Source organism: Gardnerella sp. DNF00550 (assembly GCF_049262685.1).
In the GTDB taxonomy this organism is placed as follows: Bacteria; Actinomycetota; Actinomycetes; order Actinomycetales; family Bifidobacteriaceae; genus Bifidobacterium; species Bifidobacterium leopoldii.
Genome location: NZ_CP058397.1, coordinates 1,266,626 through 1,279,955, shown reverse-complemented (window position 1 = coordinate 1,279,955; position 13,330 = coordinate 1,266,626). Strand labels below are relative to the sequence as shown.

15 protein-coding genes are annotated in these 13,330 nt (G+C 39.7%); all 15 read left to right on the top strand.

What is annotated here, in order from left to right; genetic code table 11:
- The first annotated feature begins 50 nt into the window (after nt 1-50).
- The 15 genes from HXT29_RS05170 to HXT29_RS05100 all read left to right on the top strand — a co-directional run bounded on the left by HXT29_RS05170 (nt 51) and on the right by HXT29_RS05100 (nt 13,264).
- Nucleotides 51-1,352 (top strand): adenylosuccinate synthase, encoded by a 1,302-nt coding sequence (locus HXT29_RS05170; protein ID WP_421789090.1) that lies wholly within the window; start codon nt 51-53, stop codon nt 1,350-1,352.
- 68 nt (nt 1,353-1,420) lie between these two features.
- Nucleotides 1,421-1,951 (top strand): fluoride efflux transporter FluC, encoded by a 531-nt coding sequence (locus HXT29_RS05165; protein ID WP_004105915.1) that lies wholly within the window; start codon nt 1,421-1,423, stop codon nt 1,949-1,951.
- Nucleotides 1,951-2,361: a fluoride efflux transporter FluC gene (locus tag HXT29_RS05160; RefSeq protein WP_004574195.1), complete on the top strand. Its 411-nt coding sequence runs from the start codon at nt 1,951-1,953 to the stop codon at nt 2,359-2,361. Before HXT29_RS05165 ends, HXT29_RS05160 begins: the two co-directional genes overlap by 1 nt.
- Before the next feature lie 39 nt (nt 2,362-2,400).
- The gene (locus HXT29_RS05155; protein ID WP_174191473.1) at nt 2,401-3,768 is read left to right on the top strand and encodes a ClC family H(+)/Cl(-) exchange transporter; all 1,368 of its coding nucleotides are present in this window, start codon (nt 2,401-2,403) and stop codon (nt 3,766-3,768) included.
- Between the two features lie 123 nt (nt 3,769-3,891).
- Nucleotides 3,892-5,067 (top strand): ATPase, encoded by a 1,176-nt coding sequence (locus tag HXT29_RS05150; RefSeq protein ID WP_101891389.1) that lies wholly within the window; start codon nt 3,892-3,894, stop codon nt 5,065-5,067.
- Nucleotides 5,054-6,130, top strand: coding sequence for a CpaF family protein (locus tag HXT29_RS05145; protein WP_112928849.1), 1,077 nt, complete (start codon nt 5,054-5,056; stop codon nt 6,128-6,130). The genes HXT29_RS05150 and HXT29_RS05145 overlap by 14 nt, the downstream gene beginning before the upstream one ends.
- 29 nt (nt 6,131-6,159) lie before the next feature.
- Entirely contained in the window at nt 6,160-6,735 is a 576-nt protein-coding gene (locus HXT29_RS05140) for a type II secretion system F family protein (RefSeq protein ID WP_101885838.1), read from the top strand.
- A 3-nt stretch (nt 6,736-6,738) separates the two neighbouring features.
- Nucleotides 6,739-7,386 (top strand): type II secretion system F family protein, encoded by a 648-nt coding sequence (locus HXT29_RS05135; protein ID WP_004574190.1) that lies wholly within the window; start codon nt 6,739-6,741, stop codon nt 7,384-7,386.
- 138 nt (nt 7,387-7,524) lie between these two features.
- Nucleotides 7,525-7,800 (top strand): DUF4244 domain-containing protein, encoded by a 276-nt coding sequence (locus tag HXT29_RS05130; protein ID WP_004574189.1) that lies wholly within the window; start codon nt 7,525-7,527, stop codon nt 7,798-7,800.
- 29 nt (nt 7,801-7,829) lie between these two features.
- Complete coding sequence (locus HXT29_RS05125; RefSeq protein WP_032835337.1) at nt 7,830-8,210, top strand: TadE/TadG family type IV pilus assembly protein; 381 nt, start codon at nt 7,830-7,832, stop codon at nt 8,208-8,210.
- Nucleotides 8,207-8,611 carry an Rv3654c family TadE-like protein gene (locus tag HXT29_RS05120; protein WP_004574187.1) on the top strand — a complete coding sequence of 135 codons (405 nt, stop codon included), beginning with the start codon at nt 8,207-8,209 and terminating at the stop codon, nt 8,609-8,611. Before HXT29_RS05125 ends, HXT29_RS05120 begins: the two co-directional genes overlap by 4 nt.
- A 105-nt stretch (nt 8,612-8,716) precedes the next feature.
- The gene (gene dnaX / locus HXT29_RS05115; RefSeq protein ID WP_116971225.1) at nt 8,717-11,122 is read left to right on the top strand and encodes a DNA polymerase III subunit gamma/tau; all 2,406 of its coding nucleotides are present in this window, start codon (nt 8,717-8,719) and stop codon (nt 11,120-11,122) included.
- A gap of 6 nt (nt 11,123-11,128) precedes the next feature.
- Complete coding sequence (gene recR / locus HXT29_RS05110; RefSeq protein WP_004105782.1) at nt 11,129-11,737, top strand: recombination mediator RecR; 609 nt, start codon at nt 11,129-11,131, stop codon at nt 11,735-11,737.
- A gap of 129 nt (nt 11,738-11,866) precedes the next feature.
- Entirely contained in the window at nt 11,867-12,631 is a 765-nt protein-coding gene (locus HXT29_RS05105) for an aspartate kinase (RefSeq protein ID WP_116971224.1), read from the top strand.
- Nucleotides 12,632-12,694: 63 nt separating this feature from the next.
- Entirely contained in the window at nt 12,695-13,264 is a 570-nt protein-coding gene (locus tag HXT29_RS05100; RefSeq protein ID WP_004105778.1) for an ACT domain-containing protein, read from the top strand.
- Nucleotides 13,265-13,330: the final 66 nt, after the last annotated feature.

Genomic DNA, 13,330 nt, shown 5'->3' with positions numbered 1-13,330 from the left:
TAAGAATTGTGCTTATTTGAGCAGCGTTAGCTCAAAAATGGAGGTGCGGCATGCCTGGTATTGTGCTTATTGGAGCTCAATGGGGTGACGAAGGTAAAGGCAAAGCAACAGATTTAATTGGTTCAAAGGTTGATATTGTCGCACGTTTTAATGGCGGTAATAATGCCGGACACACTGTTGTTGTTGGCGATAAATCTTATGCATTACATTTACTTCCAAGCGGAATTATCAGCCCTAATGTTACGCCTGTAATTGGTAATGGTGTTGTTGTTGACCCAGAGGTATTGCTTGAAGAAATTGACGCTTTGGAATCTCGCGGTGTAGATTGCTCGCGCTTGCTTGTGAGCGAAGCCGCGCATGTTATTACTCCGTATCATCGAGTTATTGATAAAGTAACTGAGCGTTTCCTTGGTAAACACAAGATCGGCACGACTGGTCGTGGTATTGGACCTACTTACGCGGATAAAATTAATCGTGTTGGTATTCGAGTGCATGATTTATTTAATGCTGATCACTTGCGCGACAAAGTTGAAGCAAGTTTGCATCAAAAGAATCAAATGCTTATAAAACTTTATAATCAACATCCTATTGATATTGATGCAGTTACTGCTCAACTTGTGGAGCTTGGCAAACGCTTGAAGAAATATGTTGCTGATACTTCATTAGTATTGAATGAAGCAATGGATGAAGGCAAAACTGTGCTGTTTGAAGGTGGGCAAGCCACAATGCTTGACGTCGATCATGGCACTTATCCGTTTGTAACTTCTTCAAACCCTACTGCTGGTGGCGCTTGCACGGGTACTGGTGTTGGTCCTACTCGTATTACGCGCGTAATTGGAGTAGCGAAAGCGTATATTACTCGTGTTGGTGAAGGTCCATTCCCAACTGAACTTTTGGATGAGCAGGGTGACTGGTTGCGTGAGCAAGGCCATGAATATGGTGTTACAACTGGTCGTCCTCGTCGTTGTGGATGGTTTGATTCTGTAGTAAGCCGTTATGCAACTCGCGTAAATGGTTTGACGGATATTGTTCTTACTAAGCTTGACGTTTTGACTGGTTTGAAGGAAATCCCAGTTTGCGTGGCTTATGATGTGGCTTTGTCTGATGGAACAGTTCAGCGTATGGAAGAAATGCCTGTAGATCAATCACTATTTGCTTCTGCGAAACCAGTATACGAGATGCTTCCAGGCTGGAATGAGGATATTTCTCAAATCCATAAGTTTGAAGATTTGCCTCAAAATACGCAAAGTTATGTAAAGCGTTTGGAAGAGCTTTCTCATTGCCGTATTTCTGCTATTGGAACTGGTCCGCAGCGTGATCATATCATTAGTGTTCACTCACTAACTGACTGAAATTGTTTATTATTTTATGATCAACTTAGCAAAACGGCACTTCTCGATTGGGAGTGTCGTTTTGGTTTATGACGATAATTTCAAAAAGAGTGAAAATGAGTAAAATAAGCGGAAAAAATAAAAAAAATAATTGTCGATTATACTTTTTAGTTTTTATTGGTGGTACATGTGGAGCTTTCGTGCGCGCAGTAATTTCTTCTTATGCGCACACGATTCACCAAGTAGACGGACAATCATTTATATTTGGCCAGCTTACTTTAGGGACTTTTTTGTCAAATATGATTGCATGCTTTATTTTTGCTCTTGTTACTGCAATATCTGTTAAAGCTTTAACGCAAGAAAAGCAAACTTTGTATAAATATGCGCTAGGAACAGGCTTTTGTGGCGGATTGTCGACTATGTCTACTTTCGCGTTTGAAAGTGCAATGTCTTTTATGGCTCCACGCATGACGCTTGTTGTTTTGGGTATGCTTTTTTCGCTGCTTTTTGGCGTTTTTATGGCTTTTGTTGGTAATTGGGTTGGAGCAGGAATTGCGAATTGCATGAATAAAAAGCAAAGTCGATCTGTTGCAGAAGCTAATACTAAGGTGATGAAGTGATGAATTCTTTATACGTTTTTATTATGTTTATTTTGCCTTGCTTTTTTGGCGGTTTAGGTGCTGTTTTAAGATGCGCAATGACTAAAAAAATTTCAGCTGCTCATAAAAGCGAAGTTCCAGTTGCAACGCTATTTATCAATTGCGTTGCTTCATTTGCTATAGGTGTTGTGTCTAATGTTTTCATGGTTGCAGCTGCAATATGTGGAGTACGTTTTGCTTATTTGATGATTTTGGGATTTTTGGGTGGATTTTCCACGTTTTCTACTGCAATTTTTGAAGGTGTGGATCTTATTCAAAGAAAGCGCATAAAAGATGGAGTGTTCTTGCTTTTTGCAGAACTTATTGTTCCATTCTTTGCTGCTTCTGTTGGGTATATTGTTTCGCAAATATTGTTACTGCACGTAATTTAGTATTTAGAAGTTAAGTGTTGTGCGCAGAATCGAGTTGTAGTGAAGTTTAAGAATGCATTGAGCTTTTTAAGCAATAAGTTAAAGCAAATATCAAAAACTTTTTGCCAGCTTCGTTGGAAAGTAATATTAGCTGGGATATTTGTCGGCGCTGTTTCTGGTTCATTAGTAGCTTCTTACAGGCTTGGTATTGAATACGGTACGGATTTTGCGCGTTGGATGTATTTACAAATCCGGCATAACGCATGGTGGATTTTGCCATGTTTAATTTTTGCTGTAATTGCAGGTCTAATTATTGGCTGGATGAGTCGTAAAGAAAGTATGGCTTCTGGAAGTGGTATTCCTCAAGTCGTGGGGTATGTTAATCGCGGTTTGAATATGCGATGGCACACGATTCTGCCAGTGCGTTTTGTTGGCGGTTTACTTGGTTCTTTATTTGGATTGTCTCTTGGACGTGAAGGTCCATCTATTCAAATAGGTGCATGTGGTGCTCAGATGTTGTCTCGAATTTTCCGTAAAGGTAGGCGTGACGATATTAAAGAGCATTATGTGGTAACTGCTGGAGCTGCAGCCGGCTTATCTGCTGCGTTTTCTGCGCCACTTTCTGGAGTTATGTTTGCTATGGAGGAGATTCAGCACGGCTTAACTTCAATTGTTCTTATAGGAGCTGCTGCAGCTGCTTTATGTGCTGATTTTGTTTCGCAAACTTGTTTCGGATTGCGTCCAGTTCTTGATTTTGGTCAGATTCCAGATTTGCCGATGAACTTGCATATTTGGATTATTCCTCTTGGTATTTTTGCAGGTTTTGTAGGCTCGATAATGAATCGTTCGTTACTTGGTTTGCAAACATTATACGGATATTTGCCAAAGTGGATGCCTGTTGCTATTGCTTGCTTAATTGCAATATCAGTTGGCTTGTTCCTGCCTGAAGTTCTTGGTGGCGGATCTAATTTAGTGCGACTTTCTGAATATGGAAAAGCAAGTCTTGCAATGCTTTGTTTGCTATTTGTGGCAAAAATGTTGTTTACTTCTACAAGTTTTGGCTGTGGTGCTCCTGGCGGTATTTTTATGCCTATTCTTGCAGTAGGTGCGCTCGCAGGTGGTGTTGCTGCGCGCTGGATTACTAGCGTTTCAGCATTTGGCATTGATACAAAATTTGTATCTGTGTTTGCAGTTTGCGTTATGGCTGGTACGTTGTCTGCATCTGTAAAAGCTCCACTCACTTCGATTTTGCTTACTGTTGAAATGTCTGGAACTATGATTCATACGCTCCCAGTTGCAGCTTCTGCATTTATCGCATTGCTTATTTCAGATATTCTAAAAACTAAGCCAATTTATGGTGAGTTACTTGAACGCTATATGAAAGTTAATAAAGATTTAGTATTGCCATCTGTAAATTCTGTAAAATAGATGTTTTTATAGATAATTTTTGTGCAATATTTGCTTATTCTTAATATTTCCTGAGCTTTTAACCACATTGCATGAATATTGTTGAAAACTCATTGCTATATGCGTTTCAATAGGCGCATGAGTATGAATATGAGTGTAAACAATAAATCAATTGGCGTTAAGCAGATTGATAAGAATTATAACAATGGCGAAGCTGTAGGCGCATTTAGAGATGTTAAACGTTATGTTTATCCTCCTCAAGTTGCAGATAAATCTATATACGAATCTGTGTCTAATGGTGTAAAAATTGCGCCATGTATAGCTGACGATCATACTGTGATGACTCTTTTGCCTAAGAGTTCTCAAGATGTGGAGAGTTTTCAAAATACTGAACGCTCGCAAGATATTTCTATTAAGCATAAATCTCGTATGTTTAATAATGCTGAAGAAGATAATCTTATTGCGCGTGATTCTTTAGATCCATTGCCTAAAAATATTTTGGTTGGAATGTCTGCTGCAGATGGCATTGGGCTAAGCACTTCTCTATCTATTCTTTCTCGCTATATAAGTGAACAAGGCCATAGTGTTGCTCTTGTAGATGCTGATTTGACTCATGGCGGTTTAGACGTTCTGCTTGGTTTGGAATCAGATGAAGGTCGCAGGTTGCAAGAAGTTGATGCTCCCTTAGGTAGATGCGATGGCTATGTGTTGCGCAATGAGCTATTGCATTGGGATAATGTGGATGTTTTAGCATTTTCTCCATGGCATGGTAAATATCCTGAACCTTGGGTTTTAGAGGCTGCTATTAGAGGTCTAGCTGATGCTGTTGATGTAGTTATTGTAGATATAGGTTCTGGCGAGACTGCTATGAAGTCTTACCGTAATATTCCGCAATTTATTGACAGTGCAACTCTTGCTGCTGTTGAGCTATCTGTGCTTGATTTGGCAAGGTTTAGAGCGTTGCTGCAAAAATTAGATACTTTGTGTGATTCTGGCGTAAAGTTCAACAAATTTGCTGTTGTGGGATTGTCTCCTCGCGGTTTAACGCAAAAATCTTATGTTTTAAGTATCGATGAAGCTTCTGAATATCTATCAACTACATTTCTTGGTTCATTGCAACATGATGCTCGCATGCACACCGACATTATAGGGGGCTACGGTATTCGAAATGTGCCATCTTCAATGAAGGAAACCATGCAATGCATAAATAATTGGCTTATTGGAGATGTTATATCAAATACAAAAAATGCTGTAACTAAATATCGTCGTTCGCAATATCGTCGTTCGAAATATTCAAGAGGTAAATATGATCGTAAATAATATTCGTGATATCGATTTTGGAATTCTGCAGGAATTTGCCAATGACGTAAGAGTCACAGACATGGTTGTAAGCGAGTCTGGTCGTGTGTGGGTAGATTGTGGGCAAGGTCTTAAGGAACGCGCAACTCGAGTTCCGCTTAACAACCCTGCTTTGTTAAGAGAATATGCTGTATGGCTTTGTGCACAATTAGGCAAAAGACTGGATGATGCGTGTCCTATTGCTGATGCTTCAAGTACTTCTGGCATTCGCATACATGCTGTTTTAGCGCCACTTGTATCTCAAGGAGCAGCATTGTCAATTCGTTTTCCTTCAATTAATCGTTATGATCTTGTTTCTTTGAGTGATCAAGGCATGTTTCCAAAAGAATTGTCTTGTATTCTAAGCGTTCTAGTTAAAAAGCGAGCAAATATAATGATCACTGGAAGTACTGGATCTGGGAAAACCACACTTATGAAGGCTTTGTTGGCTGCTGCTGATTGCGAAGATCGTATTGTATCTGTTGAAGAAATTAGAGAGCTTGGCGAGTTGACACAAAATCATGTTTCGTTAAGTGCGCGAGAAGCTAATGTAGAAGGTGTAGGAGAAATTGGCTTATCTCAATTAGTAAAAGCAACATTGAGAATGCGTCCGGATCGCATTATTCTTGGTGAATGTCGTGGGGAAGAAATTGCTGATTTGTTGAGAGTGTTTACTTCCGGGCATAAGGGTGGAATGACAACTCTTCATGCAGATGAAATAGAAAAAGTTCCCGCTCGTCTTATGGCATTAGGGTTATTGGCTGGGTTGGAGCCTGCAGCTTTATGTGCTTTAGCTGCTGGAGCATTCGATGTTGTTATTCATGTAGAGAGATCCTCTAACGGGCGTCGAATGATCAAAGAACTCGGTATTTTGCAATACGCTTCTAGCGCTTCGTTGCTGTGCGGCGTTCCCGTTTTGCAATTATCTTGTGGAATTGACGGCAGTATTGTCATGAAATTTTTGCCTGCATGGGTTAAGTTTTCAAATTATTGGAATCTTCCCGAAAATATGACCAGCATATGTGTTGACAGTTCAAATAATTAGTAGTCGATTGTGTTGCTTGGAGCGTAAAAATGGATATTGAAGAAGTTCTTGCTGGAATGATTGCTGCATTACGTTCTGGTTCTACTTTTGCAATGATTGTTCACAGTGACTCTAAGTCTCAACAATGTATTTGCAGTAATGCAGTTAATACAAAAATTATTTATAAATGGCTTTATGAACGTTGTTTTCCAAAGAAGCGCAATATGAATAAGACTCAACGTCGTCAGCTTGAAAAACATATGCATACTGTTTCTGAAAGTCTTATGGCTTCATATGAATTGAGTAATACTCTTGGTTGCGCTATGGCAGAATGTGTGGAAGCTACGGCAGCGTCATATCATGCTCAGAAGCGTGCAGAAGATTTACGTGCTGACGTAGCTGCAATGCCAAAAGCAACAATAAAATTACTTACTGCTCTACCTATTTTGGCTCTTTTTGCTGGTGAATTACTAGGTGGGCACCCTATTTTGATGTTAATTACAACAGTAAATGGATGGATTTTATTAACAATAGGTGGAATATGTTATGGATTGGGTTTGGCGTGGGTTAGTTCTATGTTGCAAATATCTCAGCATGCAATGGATGCTGCTTCTCTGGAAGGATGATTTATGGAGTCCACAAAGCAGCTTTTGTTTATTGTTCCATTGTTTGTTGTAATTGTTTGGCAATGGGTGAGTTTGAAATTAGAGTGCGATTCATTAGATAATCGTATGCGCTTTAACAGTAAAATTATGCTATTTAAATACGAATGGCGTAATTCAAAAGTTTCATATGTAGATCCTCTTCTTGGTTTACATATGATTATTGTTTCACTTCGTAGTGGTGTTGCTATTACTAGGGCTCTTAGTGCTGTTGGGCAAGTGTTTCCTTGCGGTCAAGGCATGTGGCTTTGCTCTGTTTCCAATGCTTTACTTGCAGGAGATACGTGGCATGAAGCATGGTCTTCTACTTATACTAGACAAGATAATTTTGAATTAGAAAATAAATCAAAATTTACTAATCGTAAAAACTTAGATTCTTCAGAAATATTAGCTAGATGGTTAATGACATCTTTAAAAGAATCATGGTGTTATGGTTCATCTCCAGTTCCTGTATTGTCTGCACTTGCTCAACATTATGAGAGAAATATGGCCAATATTGCTAGACAAGAAAGTTCTAGGTTGTCTGTGCGATTGCTGCTTCCTGTTGGATTATGTTTTTTGCCGTCTTTTATATGCATAGGAATTTTGCCAACAGTTATGTCGCTTATGCGCTAGCTTTTTAAAAATAAATTTCTAGAAAAATAAATTAGCTTTTATCCACAATGCAATTTTTTTATTTTCATTCGCAAAACAAGTTGTAATAATATTTCTATCCGAAAATTTCGGATAGTTTGAAGTGAAAGGTACAAGATGATGGTTGGGATAATGCAAAAACTTGTTGCACGATGCTCTGTGTCTATGCTTCAAGTAAATGAACAATTAGTGAATATTGAGTCATGTTTGTGTCAAAAAAGAAAATTGTACGCTGACGGTCTTAAAAATAAGGATTCTGGAGCTGTAACAGCTGAATATGCAGTAGTTATTATTGCTGCCACTGGTTTTGCTGCACTGCTAGTTGCTATTTTGAAATCAGATACGGTTCGCACAACGTTGACAGATTTAGTTAAAAAAGCATTGAAAATCGGCTAACGGCATGCTTTAGCGGATGAAATGAGCTTATGATGCGGAAAGTTATTGTGTGCAAAAGGTTGTTGCGCAAAATTAGTGATTATGACAGAGGGACGGTAACTGCTGAATTTTCTATTGTTTTACCTTGTGCATTAATACTGTTATTTGTATTGATTGGCATAGGTAGAGCAGTTGTATGTACTATGAATTGTCATGATGCTGCTGCGCAAGTTGCGTATTATCTTGTGACTCATAAGGACGATAAAGCTGCCGCAAGTATCGTGCAGTCGGTCGCAGGTCAAGGAGCGTCGGTGAAAATAAGTCGTAGCAATAATATGGCGAATATTGTTGTTAAATGTCCTCTTATTCCTGATCCTCTTCATATTTTGCCGCCTCTAGTGGAAAGTCATGTAAGCCAGGTTTTAGTATGAGTAGGCGCAAGAATTTTGTGAAGCATTCAATAAATTTCATTCATAAGCGATGTAAGGGCATCGACTGCGGTTCTGGCACTATGCTTGGCATTATGCTAGTGATCGCAGTCTGCTCAATACTAGTGCTTTCTGCTATTTTATGTAATGTTCTCGGAGCTAAACATCAAGCTTATGCTGTTGCAACTTCTGCTGCTTTATCCGGTGCTTCTGCGTTGCAAAGGATGGAGGATAATGCGTGTGAGGTTGTTGCGCGTACTGTTGCTTCAAGCAATGCTTTTTTGAAATCTTGCAACTCTACTAGTAATGATGTAACTGTTCGTGTTTCTGTTGGGCTGAATATTCCATTTGCTTCTAACGTGGAAGTTTCTGCTAGAGCAGGACTAGAAGATTGCAATAAGTAGTAAGTAGCAAAAACGAATATAAATATCAGCAGTCGGGTGGCGGCTGCTGATAGTCTTAACTAAGATATATCGGGGAAATAGTTAGGTCGCGGTAGGTTAGGAAACATGGCACTTGCACTGTATCGTAGATATCGTCCTGACACGTTTGATGGTGTTATTGGGCAGGATCAGGTTACCATACCTTTGTCTAGAGCATTAGACCAAGGGAAAATAACGCATGCATATTTATTTTCTGGACCACGTGGATGCGGTAAAACAAGTTCTGCGCGAATTTTAGCTCGCTGCATTAATTGCGAAAAAGGACCAACTTCGCACCCATGCGGAGAGTGCCAAAGCTGTAAAGATTTAGCTACTGGCGGTGCAGGTTCTATCGACGTTGTAGAGATTGATGCTGCAAGCCATAACGGTGTCGATGATGCTAGAGAGTTGCGTGAGCGTGCTGGTTTCGCTCCTGCTCGTGACCGTTATAAGATTTTCATTCTCGACGAAGCTCATATGGTTACACAGCAAGGTTTTAATGCTTTGCTTAAGATTGTAGAAGAGCCTCCTGAGCATGTAATGTTTATTTTTGCTACCACTGAGCCGGATAAAGTTATTGGCACTATTCGCTCGCGTACACACCATTATCCTTTCAGACTTGTGCCTCCAGAGGTAATGTCTCCATATCTTGAAGATATTTGCAAAAAGGAAGGTATTCTGCCGCAGCCGGGAGTTCTTCGCCTTGTTATGCGCGTTGGTGCGGGATCAATGCGAGATACGTTATCTGTGCTCGATCAGCTTATGGTGGGTGCTGTTGATGGTTCAATTTCTTTGGATTCTGCGGTTGCTTTATTAGGTTTTACGCCTAATTCATTGATTAGCGAATTCATTGACGATCTTATTAATCATGATGGTGCTTCGATATACGATGTAGTTCGTCGCGTTATTGTTGGAGGTTACGATACTCGTAAGTTTGTAGAAGATTTATTAGGTAGAGTTCGTGATTTGTTGCTTATGGTATCTGCAGGTCCTAAAGCGGCTTCAAGCTTACTTAATGATGTTTCTCCAGAAGATTTGGAAATATTGAATAAGCAATCTGCAAGCATGACATTGCATGATTTAGCACGTATGGCTCAAACAATTAATGATGCTTTAAGTGCAATGGCTAGTGCAATTTCTCCTCGCATGAATTTGGAAATTTTAGTTGCTCGTTTGCTTGCAGACAGCGAAACTTCAAATACTGTTGCAACTAATTTGCGCATCAATAACGTGCAACAACAAAATATTTCCACTTCTAAGCAGAATATTCAAAATAAAGTATCTTCTGGTGCTCATTTCGTAGGTTCTACAAGCAATAAGAAATATGTTTCTGCAGATAGTGAGAATAATAGTACTTCAAATTCTTCACTACCTTCTGAAACTACAGCATCTCCTATTGCTAAAGCAGAAACGCAATCTGCTACAAACACAAAAGAAACGGAATCTAAAAAAGTGTTTTTGAATGATGCGCATAATGCTAATTCAAAGAATGATTCCATGGATACTGATGCAATGTGGGATAAAGTAGTTTCAAAATTGCCTGATGACGTACGTGAGTATGTAACTCGTGAGTATGTTCCTACAGTGCAACTTACTTCAGCACAATCAGGTCGACAGCGTCTTATTTTGACTTTTAATGAGCCTATGAGTCAACATGCGTTTGCGCTCGCAGTATGCACTACTTCTCCATATGATGGACAAAAAGTGCCAAAAGTAGTAATGAATGAAGTGCATGAGATATTTGGCACGCAAGTAATGATTGCTCCTGCACCAGTTGCTGCTAATGGTGAACAAGTAGAATCTGTTGCTCGAATGGATCCGCAGAAGCTTGCAAAAGTTAAGCGCGATATTTTATTGCGTAAAACAGGTATATCTGCTGGTTTTAGTAATAAAACTGATTCTGATAGCAGCGGAATAAATAAAAATCCTACTAAAAAAGAATCTTCGGGTTTTAGTGGCGCTGATGGCTCCGCAGCATCAGTAGCTTCTGAAAATACTGCGGATGAGTTAAGTGATGTTGCGAATGCGGATGATGATGTTTGGGCAGACATGTCGTCTATGCCTATGTCGGATGTGATTGCAATGCCAGAAAACTCTTCTTCTGAAGAGTCTTCTTCTAAAGACTCTTCTATTGAAGATGAGCCTATGAATCATGATGACGAGATTACAATACATAAGAGTTCGCATTCTCATAACCGAGATGAAGCTATTTCTGGTGTCTTGGATCAGGCTAAACTACAGTCTCAAGTTCAGAATGCAACTAATACTTCAGAATTGTCTGCTGAATCAATTCAGACTACTGTTTCTCCTACGAATGGAGCTACTGCTGACGAATGTTCAATGGACGATGCTTCATTAGAATCAGCAACATCTGTAAGCACTGATGAGCTTAAACAAATTTTTGAAGTTAAATCTGTTGAAGAATTTGCTTCTACTGATCCTAAAAATCCTAAAAATGCGATTATGAGCGTTAAGAAAAAGCAAGAGGAGTAGTTTACAGTGCATAATTCATCGTCATATGATGGAGCAATTGGTCGCTTAATTGAAGCATTTTCAAAGCTTCCAGGGATTGGACCTAAAGGCGCTCAGCGTATTGCGTTTTACTTACTTTCTTCCTCGGATAAAGATGTTCAAGAGCTAATAGACGCAATTAATAACATGAAAGAAAGTGTGCGTTTTTGTGATGTATGCGGAAACGTATGCGAGCAGAGTCCTTGCATAGTATGCGCAGATCCTCGGCGTGATCATAGCAAAATTTGCGTAGTTGAAGAACCTAAAGACATTATGAGTATTGAGCGAACTCATGAGTATTCAGGTGTTTATCATGTTCTTGGTGGTGCAATTAACCCAATGGCAAATGTTGGGCCTGGGGACTTAGCAATTACGCAATTACTTGAACGTCTTAAAGATGCAAAAGTTCAAGAAATTATTCTTGCGCTTGATCCTGATATAGAAGGTGAAGCGACTGTTACGTATTTGGCTCGATTGCTCGATCCTCTAGGAATTAAAGTTACTCGCTTGGCAAGTGGATTGCCTGTTGGTGGAGATTTAGAGTATGCGGATGAGATCACTTTAGGTCGTGCATTTTCTGGCCGTCAATCTGTGTAATTTTGAATATTGTTTTTATGTGCACAAATCATTATCAATAAATAGGGCATAGTTGGTAGTCTGATATCGAAGCCATTATTCGGCATATCCTGTGCGTTTATCAATATTGACATGAGCAAGGGGTAAAAATTGGCGCTTATCGTACAGAAATACGGTGGTTCTTCTGTAGCGGATACGGATTCCATACAACGTGTTGCCAAACGCATTCTTTCTACAAAAGCAGAAGGCAATGATGTTGCTGTTGTAGTTTCAGCGATGGGAGATACAACTGACGATTTAATTGATCAAGCAATGAGTGTAAATACTAATCCTCCTGCTCGCGAAATGGATATGCTTATGACAGCAGGCGAACGAATTTCTATGAGTTTGCTTGCAATGGCTATTCATGCTCAAGGATCTCATGCTTATTCTTTTACTGGTTCTCAAGCTGGATTTATGACAGATACTCAGTTCGGAGCTGCGCATATTCGTGCGGTTAAGCCTGATCGTGTCAGAAGAGCTCTTAGCAAAGGCAGTGTTGCAATTGTTGCCGGGTTCCAAGGAATTAACGAAGTTGGAGATGACACGACTCTCGGTAGAGGTGGTTCGGATACTTCCGCTGTAGCGCTTGCGGTTGCTTTAGGTGCTGATGTATGTGAGATTTACACGGATGTAGATGGAGTATTTACTGCAGACCCACGTATTGTGCCAACTGCAAAACGTATTCCTGTAATTGATTATGATTCAATGCTTGAAATGTCATCTTGCGGTTCGCGCGTGCTTGCTTTGCGTTGTGTTGAGTACGCTCAGCGTTTTGGCATGCCTCTTCATGTTAGAAGTTCATTCTCGCATAGGAACGGAACGCTTATAGTTCCAAATAATATTAATCCGAACGATTTGCCTAATCTGAGTTAGAAAATACAAAACTAAATATTAATAGATAATGTCAAATAATCTTCGAGCTTAAAGGCGGTAACAATGGTAAACCACGATATTCTTTCGACTATGGGCGATTTATTTCCTGATTTAGGTCCGGAAACTCCCGTTATTTCTGGCGTTGCTCATGATCGCAGTGAGGCAATGATTACGGTTCGCGGTATTCCAGATATTCCTGGTATGGCTGCGAAAGTATTTACAACTCTTGCAAAAGCAAATGTAAATATTGACATGATTGCGCAAGCAAGTGCTTCTACTGGTACAGCAGATATTTCTATTACTGCTCCAGGAGCGTCAATGGAAGCAGTCCGTAAAGTTCTAGAAGAAGCGCATGATGAATTGAAATTTACTTCTATGGATGTCGTTCCAGTAGTAGGAAAAGTAGCTGTTGTTGGCGTTGGTATGAAAACACATTCAGGTCTAGCTGCTACCTTCTTCACTGCGCTAAGTGAACATGGTATAAATACTTTGATGATTTCTACTTCGGAAATTCGTATTGCTGCCATGGTTCCTGTTGAACAAATTGATGAAGCTGTTCGTGCTTTGCATACTGCTTACGGTTTGGACGCAAGCCAAGTTGAAGCAGTAGTGTACGGCGGAAGCGGGCGCTGAAGCAATTTAAATTATTAAATTAACTAAATTATTTAAATTGTAGAATTGTAAAAACTGTAGAAATTA

What these genes read in the sequence shown, in the direction of transcription:
- HXT29_RS05170 (WP_421789090.1), top strand. Translation starts at nt 51, where the DNA reads ATGCCTGGTATTGTGCTTATTGGAGCTCAATGGGGTGACGAAGGTAAA.
- HXT29_RS05165 (WP_004105915.1), top strand. Translation starts at nt 1,421, where the DNA reads ATGACGATAATTTCAAAAAGAGTGAAAATGAGTAAAATAAGCGGAAAA.
- HXT29_RS05160 (WP_004574195.1), top strand. Translation starts at nt 1,951, where the DNA reads ATGAATTCTTTATACGTTTTTATTATGTTTATTTTGCCTTGCTTTTTT.
- HXT29_RS05150 (WP_101891389.1), top strand. Translation starts at nt 3,892, where the DNA reads ATGAATATGAGTGTAAACAATAAATCAATTGGCGTTAAGCAGATTGAT.
- HXT29_RS05145 (WP_112928849.1), top strand. Translation starts at nt 5,054, where the DNA reads ATGATCGTAAATAATATTCGTGATATCGATTTTGGAATTCTGCAGGAA.
- HXT29_RS05140 (WP_101885838.1), top strand. Translation starts at nt 6,160, where the DNA reads ATGGATATTGAAGAAGTTCTTGCTGGAATGATTGCTGCATTACGTTCT.
- HXT29_RS05135 (WP_004574190.1), top strand. Translation starts at nt 6,739, where the DNA reads ATGGAGTCCACAAAGCAGCTTTTGTTTATTGTTCCATTGTTTGTTGTA.
- HXT29_RS05130 (WP_004574189.1), top strand. Translation starts at nt 7,525, where the DNA reads ATGGTTGGGATAATGCAAAAACTTGTTGCACGATGCTCTGTGTCTATG.
- HXT29_RS05125 (WP_032835337.1), top strand. Translation starts at nt 7,830, where the DNA reads ATGATGCGGAAAGTTATTGTGTGCAAAAGGTTGTTGCGCAAAATTAGT.
- HXT29_RS05120 (WP_004574187.1), top strand. Translation starts at nt 8,207, where the DNA reads ATGAGTAGGCGCAAGAATTTTGTGAAGCATTCAATAAATTTCATTCAT.
- dnaX (WP_116971225.1), top strand. Translation starts at nt 8,717, where the DNA reads ATGGCACTTGCACTGTATCGTAGATATCGTCCTGACACGTTTGATGGT.
- HXT29_RS05100 (WP_004105778.1), top strand. Translation starts at nt 12,695, where the DNA reads ATGGTAAACCACGATATTCTTTCGACTATGGGCGATTTATTTCCTGAT.